15 protein-coding genes are annotated in these 16,619 nt (G+C 61.5%); 7 read left to right on the top strand and 8 right to left on the bottom strand.

Features of this window, described 5'->3' with window-relative positions; all coding sequences use genetic code 11:
- Window positions 1–7: 7 nt before the first annotated feature.
- Window positions 8–931 (top strand): homoserine kinase, encoded by a 924-nt coding sequence (gene thrB / locus CGZ77_RS03315; RefSeq protein WP_009425861.1) that lies wholly within the window; start codon window positions 8–10, stop codon window positions 929–931.
- Between the two features lie 147 nt (window positions 932–1,078).
- Window positions 1,079–1,693, top strand: a complete 615-nt coding sequence (locus tag CGZ77_RS03310; protein ID WP_009425859.1) for a riboflavin synthase — start codon at window positions 1,079–1,081, stop codon at window positions 1,691–1,693.
- Between the two features lie 232 nt (window positions 1,694–1,925).
- Here the strand turns inward: CGZ77_RS03310 and CGZ77_RS03305 are convergent, their stop codons facing one another.
- Together CGZ77_RS03305 and CGZ77_RS12605 are read right to left on the bottom strand one after the other, a co-directional pair.
- Window positions 1,926–3,719, bottom strand: coding sequence for a 2-isopropylmalate synthase (locus tag CGZ77_RS03305; protein WP_036495890.1), 1,794 nt, complete (start codon window positions 3,717–3,719; stop codon window positions 1,926–1,928).
- A 94-nt stretch (window positions 3,720–3,813) separates the two neighbouring features.
- The gene (locus CGZ77_RS12605) at window positions 3,814–3,942 is read right to left on the bottom strand and encodes a hypothetical protein (RefSeq protein WP_255351468.1); all 129 of its coding nucleotides are present in this window, start codon (window positions 3,940–3,942) and stop codon (window positions 3,814–3,816) included.
- 69 nt (window positions 3,943–4,011) lie between these two features.
- On the opposite strand from CGZ77_RS12605, the gene CGZ77_RS03300 reads away from it, so the two are divergent.
- Together CGZ77_RS03300 and CGZ77_RS11980 are read left to right on the top strand one after the other, a co-directional pair.
- On the top strand, window positions 4,012–4,872 hold the full coding sequence (locus CGZ77_RS03300; protein ID WP_036495887.1) for an RnfABCDGE type electron transport complex subunit B: 861 nt from the start codon (window positions 4,012–4,014) through the stop codon (window positions 4,870–4,872).
- Between the two features lie 260 nt (window positions 4,873–5,132).
- Complete coding sequence (locus tag CGZ77_RS11980) at window positions 5,133–5,675, top strand: energy transducer TonB (protein WP_157697509.1); 543 nt, start codon at window positions 5,133–5,135, stop codon at window positions 5,673–5,675.
- A 251-nt stretch (window positions 5,676–5,926) separates the two neighbouring features.
- On the opposite strand, the gene CGZ77_RS03290 is transcribed toward CGZ77_RS11980, so the two are convergent.
- Entirely contained in the window at window positions 5,927–6,658 is a 732-nt protein-coding gene (locus tag CGZ77_RS03290) for a LytTR family DNA-binding domain-containing protein (RefSeq protein ID WP_009425853.1), read from the bottom strand.
- 212 nt (window positions 6,659–6,870) lie between these two features.
- Here CGZ77_RS03290 and CGZ77_RS03285 point away from each other — a divergent pair, with 212 nt between their 5' ends.
- Both CGZ77_RS03285 and rng read left to right on the top strand, forming a co-directional pair.
- A complete protein-coding gene (locus CGZ77_RS03285) occupies window positions 6,871–8,037 on the top strand; it encodes a PLP-dependent aspartate aminotransferase family protein (protein ID WP_036495869.1) in 1,167 nt (388 codons plus the stop codon).
- A 111-nt stretch (window positions 8,038–8,148) separates the two neighbouring features.
- Window positions 8,149–9,642 (top strand): ribonuclease G, encoded by a 1,494-nt coding sequence (gene rng, locus CGZ77_RS03280; RefSeq protein WP_036495867.1) that lies wholly within the window; start codon window positions 8,149–8,151, stop codon window positions 9,640–9,642.
- A gap of 179 nt (window positions 9,643–9,821) precedes the next feature.
- Here the strand turns inward: rng and CGZ77_RS12675 are convergent, their stop codons facing one another.
- The 5 genes from CGZ77_RS12675 to eno form a co-directional block, all read right to left on the bottom strand.
- Window positions 9,822–10,502 carry an OmpA family protein gene (locus CGZ77_RS12675; protein ID WP_009425850.1) on the bottom strand — a complete coding sequence of 227 codons (681 nt, stop codon included), beginning with the start codon at window positions 10,500–10,502 and terminating at the stop codon, window positions 9,822–9,824.
- 104 nt (window positions 10,503–10,606) lie between these two features.
- Window positions 10,607–11,440, bottom strand: coding sequence for a YoaK family protein (locus CGZ77_RS03270; RefSeq protein ID WP_009425849.1), 834 nt, complete (start codon window positions 11,438–11,440; stop codon window positions 10,607–10,609).
- Window positions 11,441–11,557: 117 nt separating this feature from the next.
- Window positions 11,558–12,817 carry a glutamate-5-semialdehyde dehydrogenase gene (locus CGZ77_RS03265; RefSeq protein ID WP_009425848.1) on the bottom strand — a complete coding sequence of 420 codons (1,260 nt, stop codon included), beginning with the start codon at window positions 12,815–12,817 and terminating at the stop codon, window positions 11,558–11,560.
- Between the two features lie 222 nt (window positions 12,818–13,039).
- A complete protein-coding gene (gene ftsB, locus CGZ77_RS03260; protein ID WP_009425847.1) occupies window positions 13,040–13,318 on the bottom strand; it encodes a cell division protein FtsB in 279 nt (92 codons plus the stop codon).
- A 9-nt stretch (window positions 13,319–13,327) separates the two neighbouring features.
- Window positions 13,328–14,614 (bottom strand): phosphopyruvate hydratase, encoded by a 1,287-nt coding sequence (gene eno, locus CGZ77_RS03255; RefSeq protein WP_009425846.1) that lies wholly within the window; start codon window positions 14,612–14,614, stop codon window positions 13,328–13,330.
- A gap of 185 nt (window positions 14,615–14,799) precedes the next feature.
- On the opposite strand from eno, the gene mnmC reads away from it, so the two are divergent.
- The gene (mnmC, locus tag CGZ77_RS03250) at window positions 14,800–16,398 is read left to right on the top strand and encodes an FAD-dependent 5-carboxymethylaminomethyl-2-thiouridine(34) oxidoreductase MnmC (RefSeq protein ID WP_036495865.1); all 1,599 of its coding nucleotides are present in this window, start codon (window positions 14,800–14,802) and stop codon (window positions 16,396–16,398) included.
- Window positions 16,399–16,619 lie beyond the last annotated feature (221 nt).

Below are 16,619 nucleotides of genomic sequence, written 5' to 3'. Positions count from 1 at the left end.
AGTAACCATGTCCGTTTACACCAGCGTTTCCGACGACGAAATGCGCGCATTTCTGGCCGACTACGATTTGGGCGCTTTCGTTTCGCTGACCGGCATCGCCCAAGGCGTGACCAACAGCAATTATTTTCTCACCACTTCCGCCGGCCGCTACGTTCTGACGGTTTTCGAGGTTTTGCAGCAGCACGAGCTGCCGTTTTTCCTGTTGCTGAAACAGCATTTGAGCGGCAGCGGCGTTGCCTGCCCCGCGCCCGTGCCGCGCAAAGACGGGCGTTTCGATTCCGTGCTGGCGGGCAAACCGGCCTGCCTCGTCACCTGCTTAAACGGTGCGGACACAAGCTGGCCGACGGTGGAACAATGCTTCAACACCGGAGCCATGCTGGCGAAAATGCACCTGGCCGGGCAAAGCTTCCCCATGCACATGGACAACCCGCGTTACAGCACTTGGTGGCGCGAATCGGCCAATAAGCTATATCCCGTATTGAACGAAGAAGACGCAGAACTACTGGCCGACGAAATCGCCTATCTCGACGCGCACCCCGATACTGGCCTGCCGCGCGGCATCATCCACGCCGACCTGTTCAAAGACAATGTTCTGCTAGACGGCAACGGCGTGGCCGGTTTCATCGACTTCTATTACGCCTGCGACGGCAATTTCATGTACGACCTCGCCATCGCCGTCAACGACTGGGCACGCACCGCCGACAACCGCCTCGACACAGCCCTCGCCGACGCCTTTATGCGCGGCTACGAAAGCGTGCGCCCCCTGTCGTCGGCGGAACGCGCCTACTTTCCCGTGGCACAGCGCGCCGGCTGCGTCCGCTTCTGGGTGTCGCGCCTGCTCGACTTCCACTTCCCGCAGGAAGGCGAAATGACCTTCATCAAAGACCCCAACGCCTTCCGCGACCTGCTGCTCTCTTTCAGACGGCCTTAAATACGTTAAAGCTGCACTTTCAAAAACATCATTCCCGCGAAGGCGGGAACGGCCTCAGGCATCTTCACGACACAACAGGCCGTCTGAAAGCCCGTTTTCCGTTTCAGACGGCCTTCCCTCTTCCGCAACCCCTCCCGAAAGACGATTATGTTTACAGGCATCGTACAAGGCATCGGCCGCATCGTTTCCGTCGAGCAGCCCGCCGCCGACTTCCGCACCCACACCGTCGAGCTGCCCGAACACATGGCGCACGGCCTGCAACCGGGCGCGTCCGTCGCCCACAACGGCTGCTGCCTCACCATCACCGAAACCGGCGGACGGCTGGCAAAGTTCGACCTGATGGGCGAAACGCTGGCCAAAACCAACCTAGGCCGTCTGAAAGAAGGCGACGCGGTCAACCTCGAACGCGCCGCCCGCTTCGGCGACGAAATCGGCGGCCACCTGATGAGCGGCCACATCACCGCCACCACCACCGTCACCCGCATCGAACGCAACGGTCTCAACACCACTGTTTGGTTTGCCCTGCCCGCCGCGCTGCGCCCCTACATCCTACCCAAAGGCTTTGTCGGACTCGACGGATGCAGCCTCACCGTCGGCCAAGTGTCCGACACGGAATTCAACGTCCACCTGATTCCCGAAACCCTGCAACGCACCCTCTTCGGCACGCGGCAGGAAGGCGACGAAATCAATCTGGAAATCGACCCGCAGACGCAGGCCGTGGTCGACACCGTGGCACGCGTCTTGGCAGGCAAAGGCGCTTAAACATCTTTTATGTATGCCTGCAAACGGGCTGAGGTCGTCTGAAAACAATGCGCCACCGGAGTGGAAAACTGTTTTTCAGACGGCCTCTTTTATGTATAGCGGCTGGTTTAATAATAGATAGTTGGGCGTCACCCGCAAACTTGACGTACACAAACGGACTAAGGCCGTCTGAAAGCAAGGCTTCAACGAAGTGAAACCCTGCTTTCAGACGGCCTCTTTGCGCGGCGGCGGTTTAAATATCGCCCTGCGCTTTCACTTTTTCCTCGCCGAATTCCAGTTTGCTCAAAGCCGACAGATAGGCTTTGGCGGTGGCGGCGAGCACGTCGGTGTCCGCGCCCTGTCCGTTGACGACGCGGTTGCCGCGAGCCAGGCGCACGCTGGTTTCGCCCTGGCTTTCCGTGCCCTGCGTCACGGCGTTCACCGAGTAAATCTGCAACACTGCGCCGCTCTGCACCACGCTTTCGATGGCCTTGAAAATCGCATCGACGGGACCCGAGCCTGTCGCCGAGGCGTGTTTTTCTTCGCCCCGCACGCTGAACACGATTTCGGCGCGCGGCATTTCGCCGGTTTCGGTGGTGATTTTCTGCGAAACGAATTTGTAGCTTTCGGCATTGAGGCTGACCATTTCGTCGGACACCAGCGCGTGCAGGTCTTCGTCGAAGATTTCCCGTTTTTTGTCGGCAAGTTCTTTGAAGCGGGCAAACGCGGCATTCAACGCTTCTTCGCTTTCCAATTCGATGCCCAATTCTGCCAATTTGCTGCGGAACGCGCTGCGGCCAGACAATTTGCCCAAGGTCAGGCGGTTGGTGGCCCAGCCGACCGATTCGGCAGTCATGATTTCATAAGTTTCGGGGTGTTTCAGTACGCCGTCCTGATGGATGCCCGATTCGTGCGCAAAGGCGTTTGCGCCGACCACCGCCTTGTTGGGCTGCACGGGATAGCCGGTAATGGTGGACACCAGTTTCGATGCCGGCACGATTTGCGTGGTGTCGATGCCCGTTTCCAAGCCGAACAAATCGTGGCGTACTTTCAGAGCCATCACAATTTCTTCCAAGCTGGCATTGCCCGCGCGTTCACCCAAACCGTTGATGGTGCATTCCACCTGGCGCACGCCTGCCTGAACGGCGGCCAGCGAATTGGCGACCGCCATGCCTAAGTCATTGTGGCAGTGTGTAGACCAGATGACCTTATTGCTGTTGGGCACACTTTTAATGATATTGCTGATACGCTCATACCAAACGGAAGGGATGGAGTAGCCGACGGTATCGGGAATATTGATGGTGGTCGCGCCCGCTTCAATCACCGCCGTAAAAATTTTAGCCAAAAAGTCCAAATCGGAACGAACCGCGTCTTCGGCGGAAAATTCCACATCATCCGTATATTCTTTGGCGATTTTCACCGCTTTCACCGCCGCATCAATCACCTGTTGCGGCTTCATTTTCAGTTTGTGCTCCATATGGATGGGGCTGGTGGCGATGAAGGTGTGGATGCGCTTTTTCGGCGCGGGGGAAACGGCTTCGCCCGCCTTGCGGACATCGTTTTCAACGGCACGTGCCAACGAGCAGACGGTGGCGTTAGTGATGATTTTGGCAATCGCGTTCACCGATTCGAAATCGCCCGGGCTGGCGGCGGCAAAGCCTGCTTCAATCACGTCCACGCCCATTTTTTCCAACTGGCGGGCAATACGGATTTTCTCTTCTTTAGCCATGGATGCGCCGGGCGACTGTTCGCCGTCGCGCATGGTGGTGTCGAATATGATGACGCGGTTGTTTTGGCTGGTGGTCATGGTGTTTTTCTCCAAGGTGGTTTGCTGCTGCATAAAAGCGTTCAAATCCAAAGGTCGGCCTTGCGACTCGGCCAGCGCCAGCAGTTTGTTCAACTGCGAAAGCGGCAGCGAGCCGCGCACGCGCCATTTGTAGATGGCGGCCGTGCTGGCGGCGTTTTCGGGGTCTTGCTGCTTCAAAGCCTCGGCCAGCGCGTTCACGCCGCCGAAATAGGCGATTAAGCGGTCTATGTTCAATTGCATTTTTTGTCCAATCGTCATCGGGCAGTTTCTTCAAAGAAGAGGCGATTATACTGAAATTGGACAAAGTGGCAACAAAACCCGTCAGATTTTCTTTTCAGACGGCCAAAACAGCAAAATTTTTATACATTTTGTCCACAACAAATAAAAACGCAGCAGGCCGTTCCCGCCTTTGCGGGAATGACGTTTCTGAAAGCAAAATTTCAACAAAGTTATAGTGAGCCAAAACAAACGCCTTGCGAATCCATCTGTTACAATGCCGCCCCTTTTTCACCGACCCCAACCCGATTCCGCCATGACCGCCGTATCCGCCCGCCAAATCGACCGCCTGCTGCCGCAAACCCAATGCCGCGAATGCGGCTACGACGGCTGCCTGCCCTATGCCGAAGCACTCGCAGCGGGCAAAGCGGCAGTGAACCTGTGTGCACCGGGCGGCGAAGCGGTGATGCTCGACATCGCCCGGCTGCTCGGCAAACCGCCGCTCGCCCCCGCCAAAACGCAAACCCCCGCTCTGGCTTGGATAGACGAGTCCGCCTGCATCGGCTGCACCGCCTGCATCCGCGCCTGCCCCGTCGACGCCATCATGGGCGCATCCAAACTCATGCACACCGTTATCGCCGAAGAATGCACCGGCTGCGGCCTGTGCGTCGCCCCCTGTCCCGTCGACTGCATCCACATGAGGCTGTCTGAAAACCCGTCTGCCGACACCTTCCTGCCGCAGGCGCGCACCCTGTCCGACAACGAAACCGACCCGCGCTTTGCCGCCGCCGCCCACGCCCGCACCCGCTGGCAGAACCGCGAAACGCGTAAAACCCGCGAGGCCGAAGCCAGACAAAACCAACGTGCCGCCAAAGGAGCCGCCGCCCTACGCGCCCAATCCGCCGCAACCGCAGCCGCAAACACCGCCAAATCCGCCATCAACCCCGCCGACCTCATCGCGCAGGCCATGGCGCGCGCCAACGCGCAACAGGCACAGCGCAGCACCCCCGCCAACCGCGACCGTTTCAAAGCGCAGCAGTTGCAGGCCGCCCAAGAAAAAGCCGCGCTGCGCCGCTACCGCCGCGACGCGCAATACGGCAGCCCGGAGGAAAAAGCAGCTGCCCTCGAATGGCTGCGTCGGCACAAGGAAACACAAGAACAGGAAAACGGCGCTTGACCGTCCGCCTGTCGGATATGCGGAAAGGCCGTCTGAACACATGTTTTCACTTCATGGATGTTGCTTTCAGACTGCCTTTGTCCGTTTGCACATGTCAAGTTGCGGTCGGTGTCCGACTGCATCTATTGAAACAAAAAGGCCGTCTGAAAACAGGTTTTCCGAACCGCAAACCACCTCCCCGCTTTTCAGACGGCATTTTACCAACCCGTTCCGCCGTTCTTTCAGACGGCCTCCGACAGCCCGTCATTTTTAAAGAAACCATGCTCCGCAAACTCTCCGCCGCCCTTTTTCTGGCCGCCTGCCTCATCCGCCCCGCCGCTGCAAGCGATATTCCCGCCGTCCTCTATCAGGAAATCGGCGGCAGCGACCGCGCAGGCATTGGCCACGTCAGCGCCGTTTTCCCTGACACGGCAGGCTGCCAAACAGACCAACCCGTTTTCATCCTCTACGGCTCGTCCGTCCGCTTTCTGCGGCAGGCGGAAGACTTCCTGCGCCGCAATCCGCCGCCGCCCGCGCGAAAAATCGTCTTCACCGCCGCAGACCAATCCGTCCACGCAATCATTCCCGACCTGCGCCGCCCGCCCTACCCCGCCGCCTCGCTTGAAAACGGCGAGGAAGGCGAAATACTCATCGGGCTGGACACCGACGCGCGCGGGCGTATCCGCCGCAGCCGCATCCTCGAAGCTTCGCCCCATCCCCGCCTCAACAAGGCCGCCGCCCGCGCCGCTGCCGCATTGACAGGCCGAGGAAACGGCAAAGCAAACAGCCACTACTACTGGTTTGTCCGTTTCCAATTCGTCTGACGGAAAATGCAAAGAGGCCGTCTGAAACCCGATGCGGGTTTTCAGACGGCCTCTTCCCTGCATGGCGGCCTGTCCGATTCTTGACGCGGATATTGCGCCGTCAGGCGGCGATACCGAAGCGGCAAAGAGCGGATTGAGGCCTTCTGAAACTGCCCTCGCCCCGTTTTCAGACGGCCTCTGCCGCCTGCCCGAACGCAAAAAGCCCGCAGCGGAATACTGCGGGCTTTTCCGATGCCGTCGGGCGAAACGCCTTACGCGCCGTCGCGCAGGATGCGGCGGATGGCGGAGAGCTGGCGGCGGCTGACGGGCAGAACTTCTTCCACGTCCAGCACTTTCGCGCCCCAGCTGGCGTTGCCTTCGTCTTCGTCGCCGTCGAGTCGGATGAGGCTGTCGAGCGTGTGGCGCATCACCAGCGCGTTGCGGTGGACGCGGATAACTTTCTCGCCGAGCAGCTCTTCCCAGTGCACCAGCGTTTTGGGCAGCTCGTAGCGCGAGCCGTCGCCGGTGATGAGGAAGACGGTTTTCTGGTCGGCCTGCAGATAGCGCGCCTGCTGCCAGGGGATTTCGACCATGCGTTCGCGGTTAAACACTTGGAAGCTTTTGAATTCGTCGGCAGATTCTTCGATATTGCCCTGCACGCGCGCCAAGGCGGCCTGCAAGCGGGCGATTTTGATGGGTTTGAGCAGGTAGTCTTCCGCCGCCAGCTCGAAGGCGCGCAGGGCGTGTTCTTCGTAGGCGGTGGTGAAAATAACGTGTGGCTGTTTTTTGGCGATGCGTTTGATGCGTTCGACAAAATCGAGGCCGGTGATTTCGGGCATGTTGATGTCGGTAAACACGATGTCGGTTTCGTGTACGCTCAGCCATTCGAGGGCGGGCTTGGCGTGGGCGAATGTTTTGAGCAACACCACTCCGCATTCGTCCAAGAGGACGCGCAGGCGTTCGGCCGCCAGAATTTCGTCTTCGACTATGATTGCACTGGGCATAGTTTTGATACCGTTTGCTGATTTTCGTTGGGGCGCAATCGTAGCGGGTTAGCCCGCCCTCTGCAACCGTTTTGCCTGCTTTTCGGGCGAAGGCGCGGATGCGGAGGGCTTTTCACTCCGTTGAAGCTGCGCTTTCAGACGGCCTTTTCCGTTGCCCGCCCTTTTCAGACGGCCTAAAATCCGCCGCTCCACCCATCCAGAGGAGTTTTGCCATGACCCGCCGATTCGCCACCGAAGCCATCCACGCCGCCTACAATCCCGACGAGCACAACCGCGCCATCATGCCGCCCGTTTACCAGAATTCCATGTTCGCCATGAAGGAAATCGGCGAACAAATCCCCTTCCGCTACGCCCGCCTCGCCAACCCGACGCGCAAGGTGCTGGAAGACACCGCCGCCGCGCTGGAAAACGGCGCGGCCGGTTTCGCCTTCGCCAGCGGCATGGCGGGCATAGACTGCGTGTTCCACACCTTTTTACGCCCGGGCGACACGATTATCGCCGTCAGCGACATCTACGGCGGCAGCTACGATCTGCTGACGGAGGTGTACGCCGCCTGGGGCGTGAACGTGGTGTTTGCCGACCTCACCGACCCCGCCAATCTCGACAAAGCCCTGGCGGAAAACAACAAGGTGAAACTCGTTTGGCTGGAAACGCCGTCCAACCCGCTTTTGCGCCTGGTCGACATCGCCGCGCTGGCCGCCAAAGCCAAGGCTGCAGGCGCGTTGGTCGGCATCGACAACACCTTTGCCACGCCCTATCTGCAACAGCCGCTGGATATGGGCTGCGACATCGTTTTCCACTCCGCCACCAAATACCTGTGCGGCCATTCCGACGTGCTGATGGGCATCGTCGTCGCCAAAACACCCGAATTGGCCAAACCGCTGCACGCCATGATGGTGAACACCGGTGCGGTGGCCGGCCCCGCCGACTGCTCGCTGGTGCTGCGCGGCATCAAAACCCTTGCCCTCAGAATGGAGCGGCACTGCGCCAACGCGCTGGAAACCGCCCGCCGCCTCGAAGCGCATCCGGCGGTGGAAAAAGTGTTCTACCCCGGCCTGCCCTCGCACGAGCATCACGATTTGGCGCAGCGGCAGATGGCCAAAGGCTGCGGCGGCGTGGTGACAATTTATCTGAAAAACGACAGCCGCGAATCCGCCAACAGCGTGATTAAAAACATGAAACTGGTGCGCATGGCTTCCAGCCTCGGCGGCGTCGAAAGCCTGGTCAACCACTGCTACACCCAGTCGCACAGCGGCGTGCCGCCCGAAGTGAAAGCCGAACTGGGTATCCGCGTCGGCCTGCTGCGTTTTTCCGTCGGCATCGAAGACATCGAAGACATCTGGGCGGACATCTCCGCCGCGCTGGACACCACGCTGTAAAGCGCTTTCCGCCACATATAAAGGCCGTCTGAAAAATATTTTCAGACGGCCTCTTCCTTTCAGACGGCCTGCCGTTTCGGTATCATGGCGGCTTCGCAAAGAAAGCATATCATGATACCCGGCATCCCACTCCACAAAGACATCGTCCGCCCGCCCGAAACCATCCTCGTCAACATCACCCCGCAGGAAACCCGCGTCGCCATCCTCGAAGAAAACAACATCTGCGAGCTGCACATCGAGCGCAATTCCGGCCACGGCCTGGTGGGCAACATCTATCTGGGCGTGGTGCGCCGCGTGCTGCCCGGCATGCAGAGCGCCTTTATCGACATCGGCCTGGAACGCGCCGCCTTCCTACACATCGTCGACATCCTCGAACAGCGCAAAAACCCCGAAGAAACCCAGCGCATCGAACACGTTTTGTTTGAAGGGCAGACCCTGCTCGTCCAAGTCATCAAAGACCCCATCAACAGCAAAGGCGCGCGCCTGTCGACGCAGATTTCGCTGGCCGGACGCTTCCTCGTCCACCTGCCGCAGGAAGAGCACATCGGCGTGTCGCAGCGCATCGAAGACCACGGCGAACGCCACAACCTGCGCGGCCGCCTCAACAGCCTGCTGCCGCCCGACTCCGCCCACGGCTACATCATCCGCACCAGCGCAGAAACCGCCACCGACGCCGAATTGCAGGCCGACATCGGCTATCTCACCAAAGTCTGGCAGGACATCCAGCAGCAGGCCAAAACCCTACCCGCCGGTTCGCTGCTCTATCAAGACCTGCCCCTGAGCCTGCGCGTTTTGCGCGACATGTTCAGCGGCAACACCCGCGAAATCCTCGTCGATTCCAAAGAAAACTTCGCCAAAATGCAGCACTTCGCCGCCCAATACGTGCAGGATGCGGCCGACAAAATCAAACTCTTCTCCGGCGAGCGTCCGCTGTTTGAAACCCACAACGTCGAAGCCGAGATCAACCGCGCCCTGCAACCGCGCGTCAGCCTCAATTTCGGCAGCTACCTCATCATCGAAGCCACAGAAGCCATGACGACGATAGACGTCAACACCGGCGGCTTTGTCGGCGCGCGCAACTTCGACGAAACCATCTTCAAAACCAACCTCGAGGCCTGCCACGCCATCGCCCGCGAACTGCGCCTGCGCAACCTCGGCGGCATCATCATCATCGACTTCATCGACATGGCCTCCGACGCCCACCGCGAAGCCGTGTTGCAGGAATTGGCCAAAGCCCTCAGCTTCGACCGCACCCGCGTCACCCTCAACGGCTTCACCAGCCTCGGCCTGGTCGAACTCACGCGCAAACGCACGCGCGAAAACCTCAACCAAGTCTTGTGCGAGCCCTGCCCCGCCTGCCAGGGCAGAGGCCGTCTGAAAACGCCGCAAACCGTCTGCTACGAAATCCAACGCGAAATCGTGCGCGAAAACCGCCGCTTCGACGCCAAAGAATTCCGCATCCTCGCCTCGCCCGAAGTGATCGACCTGTTTCTTGACGAAGAATCCCAGTCGCTGGCGATGTTGATCGACTTTATCGGCAAACCCGTGTCGCTGGCAGTGGAAAACAGTTACACGCAGGAGCAGTTTGACGTGGTGTTGGTTTAGCCAGCCAACCGTTTGACTTGCCGACATATAGTGAAACAACACGAAAATCTACGGCGTTGCTGCCTTGTATCTTTCCGTGTTGGTTCACTATACAAAAGGCCGTCTGAAAAACCTTTCAGACGGCCTTTGCCGTTTTGGCTGCGCCGAAGCCGCGCTTTCAGACGGCCTCAAACGGCGTTTTACTGTATCTGCTGCTGCGCGGCGCGCACGGCGTTCTGATCGGGGTTGATCAGGATTTCGACGCGGCGGTTTTGCGCGCGGCCTTCGGCGGTGGCGTTGGAGGCAACCGGCTGGCGCGAGCCGTGGCCGTAGGTGGCGAGACGCGAGCCGCTGACGCCGCGCGATTGCAGGAAGGTGGCGACGGCTTGGGCGCGGCGCTGCGACAGCGGATCGTTGATGGCGTCGGAGCCTGTGTTGTCGGTGTGGCCGTTGATGGTGAGGGTGGTGTCGGGGTATTGGGTGAGGGTTTGCGCGGCGGCAGCGAGGGCGTTTTGCGCGTTGGTGCTGAGGGTGGCGCTGTTGGTCGGGAAGGTCACGTTTTCGGGCATCACCAGTTTGATTTGGTTGCCGCTGCGCTCGACGTTCACGCCGGTGTTGGCGAGGTTTTCGCGCAGTTTTTTCTCCTGGTAGTCCATGTAGCCGCCGATGCCCGCGCCGATGGCGCCGCAGGCCAGCGCGGAATTGCGCGCGCCTTTGCTGCCGTGGCTCAATGCGCCGATGATGCCGCAGACGGCGGCGCCGCCGAGGCCAAAGGAGGCGGTTTTGCTGGCTTTCTGCGTGCCGTCGGCGTAAGTGATGCAGCCGCTGAGAGCGAGGGATGCGGCAATAGCGGTGACGGTGAGAGAGTTAAACAGTTTCATGTGTCGTCCTTTCTAAAATCGGTAATGTAAAGATTGCGGAGCGGCGGAATATAGCCCGAGGGCGCGGGCGGCAGAAGCGGCCTTAACGTGAAATTACCCGCGCTTTACCGTTTGGCGCGTTTTCGCTGCCGCCAGTACATGCGCCAGCGGATTTTGACGTCGTAACCCACCGATCCTGCGCCGAACCAAAAGAGGAGCGCCGACACGGGCAGGGTGAAATGGTAGCCGAGGCGGTGGTAGCCCCACGCGCCGGTGAAGCCGCCGCAGAGAAAGGCGGCGGCCAGCAAAAGAAGCAGGCGCATTTTCGGTTTGTTGACGCGCACGTCGGTCAGGCGGGGATGGTCGCTGCGGCGGTAGTAGAGGACTTTGGCCAGCTCGATGCCCAAATCGGTGACGGTGCCGGTCATGTGGGTGGAGCGGATAACGCCGCCGGAGAGGACGGTGAGGACGGTGTTGTGCATGCCCATGATGAAGCACAACAGCAGAAGGGTGGGCGGGGCGAAGATTTTGCCGTAGTGCGCCAAGGCGACACCGAGCAGGCCGAACACCAGCAGGTAGAAGCCTTCCAGCCACATCGACAGGCCGTAGCCGCTGCGGAAGCGCTGGCGCTTGGCCCACAGTATCGTCCAGCTCGAATGCGCCGCGCCCAGCAAAAAGGCGAACACGCCCGCCATCATCACCGCCGCGCCTTCCCAGTCACCGAGAAAGGCGGCATCAGCCGCGCCGGACATCGCGCCGCTGACGTGGGAGGTGTAGCTTTTGACGGCGAAAAAGCCGCCCGCGTTAATCGCGCCGGCCAGAAAGGCCATGATGCCGCACAGGGCGCGGAAACCGGAAACGGTGATTTCGCAGTTGTGCAGGTAGGGCTTGTCGGCCTGCCAGAAGGGCTGGTGGTGGGGGCGGTAGATCGGTTTCTGATGCGGCGGCCGCGCTTGCATGGTGGTCGGATTCGGGTGGAGTGAAAGTTTGTCGGGAAACGGTTTGAGGCCGTCTGAAAAGGCCGTCTGAAAGGTTTTTCCGGAGTTTTCAGACGGCTTAAGGTCTGCCGGTGCGACTCAGGTGCGTATCTGCCCGTCGCCCAGCACGATCCATTTTTGCGAGGTGAGGCCGTGCAGACCGACGGGGCCGCGGACGTGGATTTTGTCGGTGGAGATGCCGATTTCCGCGCCGAGGCCGTATTCGAAGCCGTCGGCGAAACGGGTGGAGGCGTTGACCATCACGCTGGCCGAATCGACGGTGCGCAGGAACGTTTGCGCGCGGCCGAGGTGTTCGGTGACGATGCTGTCGGTGTGGCCGCTGCCGTGGCGGTTGATGTGTTCGACGGCCTCTTGCGCCGTGCCGACGATTTTCACCGACAAAACGGGGGCGAGGTATTCGGTGTCCCAGTCTTCGTCTGAGGCCGTCTGAATATCGGGCAGAACGGCCAGCGTGCGCGGGCAGCCGCGCAGTTCCACGCCTTTTTCTCGGTAGCGCGCGGCCAGCGGCGGCAGCAGTTCGGCGGCGCGCGCTTCGTGCACCAGCAGGGTTTCCATGGTGTTGCAGGTGCCGTAGCGCGAGGTTTTGGCGTTGAAGGCGATGTTGACGGCTTTTTCGGCGTCGGCGAACTCGTCGAGGTAGACGTGGCAGATGCCGTCGAGGTGTTTGATAACCGGCACGCGGGCTTCGGCGGCGATGCGCGACACCAGCGATTTGCCGCCGCGCGGGATAACGACGTCGATCAAATCGGGGCTTTGCAGCATCACGCCGACGCCCTCGCGGCCGGTGTGTTCGATAAAAGCCGCGGCGTCGGCGGGCAGGCCGTTTTCGTGCAGTGCCTGGCGGATGAGTTTGGCAATCGCGCCGTTGCTGTTTACCGCCTCGCTGCCGCCGCGCAACACGCAGGCGTTGCCCGATTTCAGGCACAGGGCGGCGGCATCGGCGGTAACGTTCGGCCGCGATTCGTAAATGATGCCGATAACGCCCAGCGGCACGCGCATTTTGCCGATTTGCAGGCCGTTGGGGCGGGTGCGGAATTCGTCCATTTCGCCGACGGGATCGGGCAGTGCGGCAATCTGGCGCAGGCCTTCGCGGATGTGGTCTATGCCCGCATCCGTCAGGCGCAGGCGGTCGAGCATGGCGGCGTCCAGCCCTTTGGCGGCGGCGTTGTCGCAGTCTTGGCGGTTGGCGGCGAGAACGGCGGCGCGGTGTTTGTCGAGCAGTTCGGCGGCGCGCAGCAGCACGGCGTTTTTCACTGCGCCGGGGGCGGCGGCCGTCTGAAAATAAGCGGCGCGGGCGGCGGCGGCTTTGGCGCGGACGTAGGCGGCGGTGTCCTGCATGGGATTCTCCTTTTTTGTCGTTGTGCGTCGTTGTACAGGATTCGGATAATAAACGAACGAAGGCCGTCTGAAAACGGAAAGGCCGTCTGAAAAGGGCTTTCAGACGGCCTCCGGATGCGGTTCGGTACGGCAAACCCGCGCACCGCCGGGCGGCACGCCGCAAAGGCAACGAAAAAGGCCGTCTGAAAGCCGCAAAACGGTTTTTCAGACGGCCTTTACAGGCTATTTGGCGGGCTTGACGAGACGGTAGTAAATCTCGCCCTCTTCGATATAGCCCAAATCGACGCGGGCGATTTCGGCGATGGCTTCGCTGCCTTCCTGCAAGTCGGCCACTTCGGCCGACATGGCGGCATTGCGCAGGCGCAGGGCGGCGTTGGCGGTTTGGCGCAGCGCAAGCTGTTTTTCCATTCTGGCCGCATCCTGATAGCTGCCTTTGCCCGCCCACAGTTTGTATTGGAAGAAGACAAAGGCCGAAATCAGAACAAGTGTCACCCACTTCATAACGCTGCCTTATTTGCCGCTTTGGTAAAACGCGGCGCGGCCGGGGTAGTGCGCGGCTTCGCCCAGCTCTTCTTCGATGCGCAGAAGCTGGTTGTATTTGGCCATGCGGTCGGAGCGCGAGAGCGAGCCGGTTTTGATCTGCATGCAGTTGGTAGCGACGGCCAAATCGGCGATGGTGGCATCTTCGGTTTCGCCCGATCGGTGGCTCATCACGGCGGCGTAGCGGTTGCGCTTGGCCAGCTCGACGGCTTTGAGGGTTTCGCTCAGCGTGCCGATTTGGTTCACTTTCACCAGCAGGGCGTTGGCTACGCCCGCTTCGATGCCTTCGGCGAGGATTTTCGGGTTGGTGACGAACAAATCGTCGCCGACAAGCTGGACTTTGCCGCCGAGTTTTTCGGTGAGCAGCTTCCAGCCTGCCCAGTCGTTTTCGTCCATGCCGTCTTCAATGGAGATGATGGGGTATTTGCCGGCCAGTTTGGCGAGGTAGTCGGCGAATTCTTCACTTGTCAGGGCGAGTTTTTCGGCGGAGAGGTGGTATTTGCCGTCTTTATAGAATTCGCTGGAGGCGCAGTCGAGGGCGAACAGCACGTCTTCGCCGGTTTTGTAGCCTGCGGCTTCGACGGCTTCCTGCATCAGTTGCAGGGCTTCTTCGTGGCTGGCGAGGTTGGGCGCAAAGCCGCCTTCGTCGCCGACGGTGGTGGGATAGCCTTTTTGGTCGCACAGTTTTTTCAGGGCATGGAACACTTCCGCGCCGCAGCGCAGGGCTTCTCGGAAGGTGGGGGCGCCGACGGGCATAATCATGAATTCCTGGATGTCGAGGCTGTTGTTGGCGTGTGCGCCGCCGTTGATCACGTTCATCATCGGCACGGGCATGGACATCGGGCCGGCGCCGCCGAGATAGCGGTAAAGCGGCAGGCCGGCGTCTTCGGCGGCGGCGCGGGCGACGGCCATGGAAACGGCCAGCGTGGCGTTGGCGCCGAGGCGGCCTTTGTTGTCCGTGCCGTCCAGCTCGATCATGATTTTGTCGATGTAGCTCTGTTCGGAGGCATCGATGCCGATTAATGCTTGGGCGATTTCGTTGTTCACATGCTCGACGGCCTGCAACACGCCTTTACCGAGGTAGCGGGTTTTGTCGCCGTCACGCAGCTCCAAGGCTTCTTTCTGGCCGGTGGACGCGCCGCTGGGCACGGCCGCGCGTCCCATAACGCCGCTTTCCAGCAGCACGTCGCATTCCACTGTGGGGTTGCCGCGCGAGTCGAGGATTTCGCGGGCGAAGATGTCGATGATGGCACTCATGGGGTCTCTCCTAAATGTAAATGGGTTGGAATCGAAACGGATAGCTTTCAAACGGCCGCACGGCAAAAGCCCTGCGGCGAAAAGGCGCGATTATACCCGTTAAGGCCGTCTGAAAACCATGCGCGGCGGCGGTTTTCGCGCAAGGCGGTGTATACTGCCGCCGCCGTATTCGCAAGGAAAACCGCATGACCGCCGTTTGGAACGCCCCGCCGAGCGCCGCAGAACTCGTCCGCGCCGCCGAAACACACCGCCGCCTGATTGTCTGCCTGCCCGATTTTCGCCTGCCCGAATTTGCCGCCTCCGCCGCGCCCTGCAACAAAGAGCGGCATTTTCTTGCGGCCTGGCCGCAGCAGTCGGCCTGTCTGCAATTTGCCGCGCCCAACATCCTGCGCGGCCTGCTGCCCGATTGCGAGCTGTGGCTGATGCCGCCCGCCTGCGCCGAGCATCTGCACGAACATTTTTCAGGCGGCCTGCACTGGCAGACCGAGTCCGCGCCGCAAACCGCCGCCGCACCGTACAAACCGTGGTACAGGCCGTCTGAAAACCCCGTTTCCCCGCCGGAACACGTTGCCGTCATCGGCGCGGGCATCGCAGGCGCGGCCACGGCCTACGCGCTGGCCTCGCGCGGCGTGCGCGTCACCGTGCTCGAAGCGGGCGCGGCGGCGCAGGCGGGCAGCGGCAACCGCCAGGGTCTGCTCTACGCCAAAATCTCCGCCCACGACACCGAACAAACCGAGCTGCTGCTGGGCGGCTACGGCCACAGCCGCCGCCTGCTCGACGAGTTGCTGCCCGAACGGGAAAACTGGCAGCCCTGCGGCCTGCTCCACCTCAACCACAACGCCGCCGAAACCCGCCGCAACCGACAGCTCGCCGCGCAAACCCGCCACGCCCACCTCTATCGCGGCGTCACCGCCGCCGAAGCCTCCGCCATCGCCGGCATCGACATCCTTTCAGAAACGTCACCCCCGCATGCCTTAGGCGGGGGCGGCCTCTACTGGCCGCAGGGCGCATGGCTGCACCCCGCCGCGCTGGTACGCGCCCTGCTCGCCCATCCCGCCGTCACCCTGTGCGAACACGAGCCGCTGCTGTCCGCCGAACACCGCGGCGGCGCATGGCACTTGTCCACCCCGGCGCGCACCCTGTCCGCCAGCCACATCGTCTACTGCACTGGCGCCGACAGCCCGCGTTTCCCCGCCCTCGCCGCCCTGCCTTGGCAGATGATACGCGGCCAGACCAACCTCGCCGCCGCCACGCCCTACTCAGGCCGTCTGAAAACCGCCCTGTCCGCCGCAAGCTACATCAGCCCCGCATGGCAGGGACAGCACTGCTACGGCGCCAGCTTCACCCCGCACGACAGCGGCACGGATTGGCGCGAGGCCGACGCCGAACACAACCGCTGCGAACTCGAACGCCTGCACCCGCAGCTTGCCGCCTCGCTGCTTGCCGAACCGACCGCCGCAGGCCACGCCGCCGTGCGCTGCGACAGCCCCGACCACCTGCCCGCAGTCGGCCGCATCGCCGACTACGCCGCCATGCAGCACCTGTACGCCAAACTCGCCCACGACAAAAACTACCCGCTCGACGAGCCCTGTCCCTGGCTGCCGAACGCCTGGGTCAACGCCGCCCACGGCAGCCGCGGCCTCGCCACCGCCCCCTGGTGCGCCGAACAGACCGCCGCCGAAATCCTCGGCCTGCCGCAACCCTTCTCCCGCCGCCTGCGCGAAGCCCTGCACCCCAACCGCCACATCGTCCGCGCCCTCGTGCGCGGGCACGAGGCGGCATAACACAGGCCGTCTGAATGCCTTTCAGACGGCCTTCCCGATGGCAAAAACCGCGTGCGTGGCAGAGCCACACACCCTACGGCATAAGGGCTACGCTTGCTGCAGGCGCAGTTTTAGACGACACAAAAAAACCGCCCCATCCCGAGCACGCCAAACACATCCGCCGCGAACTGCGCCGCGTGCAAAACGCGCTGTTGTGGCACGGCGTGCCACCCGATACGGCA

The sequence above is a fragment of the Neisseria sp. KEM232 genome, assembly GCF_002237445.1.
Classification (GTDB): domain Bacteria; phylum Pseudomonadota; class Gammaproteobacteria; order Burkholderiales; family Neisseriaceae; genus Neisseria.
The sequence above is the reverse complement of the archived record's forward strand: the minus strand, read 5'-3'. Positions and strand labels throughout refer to the sequence as shown.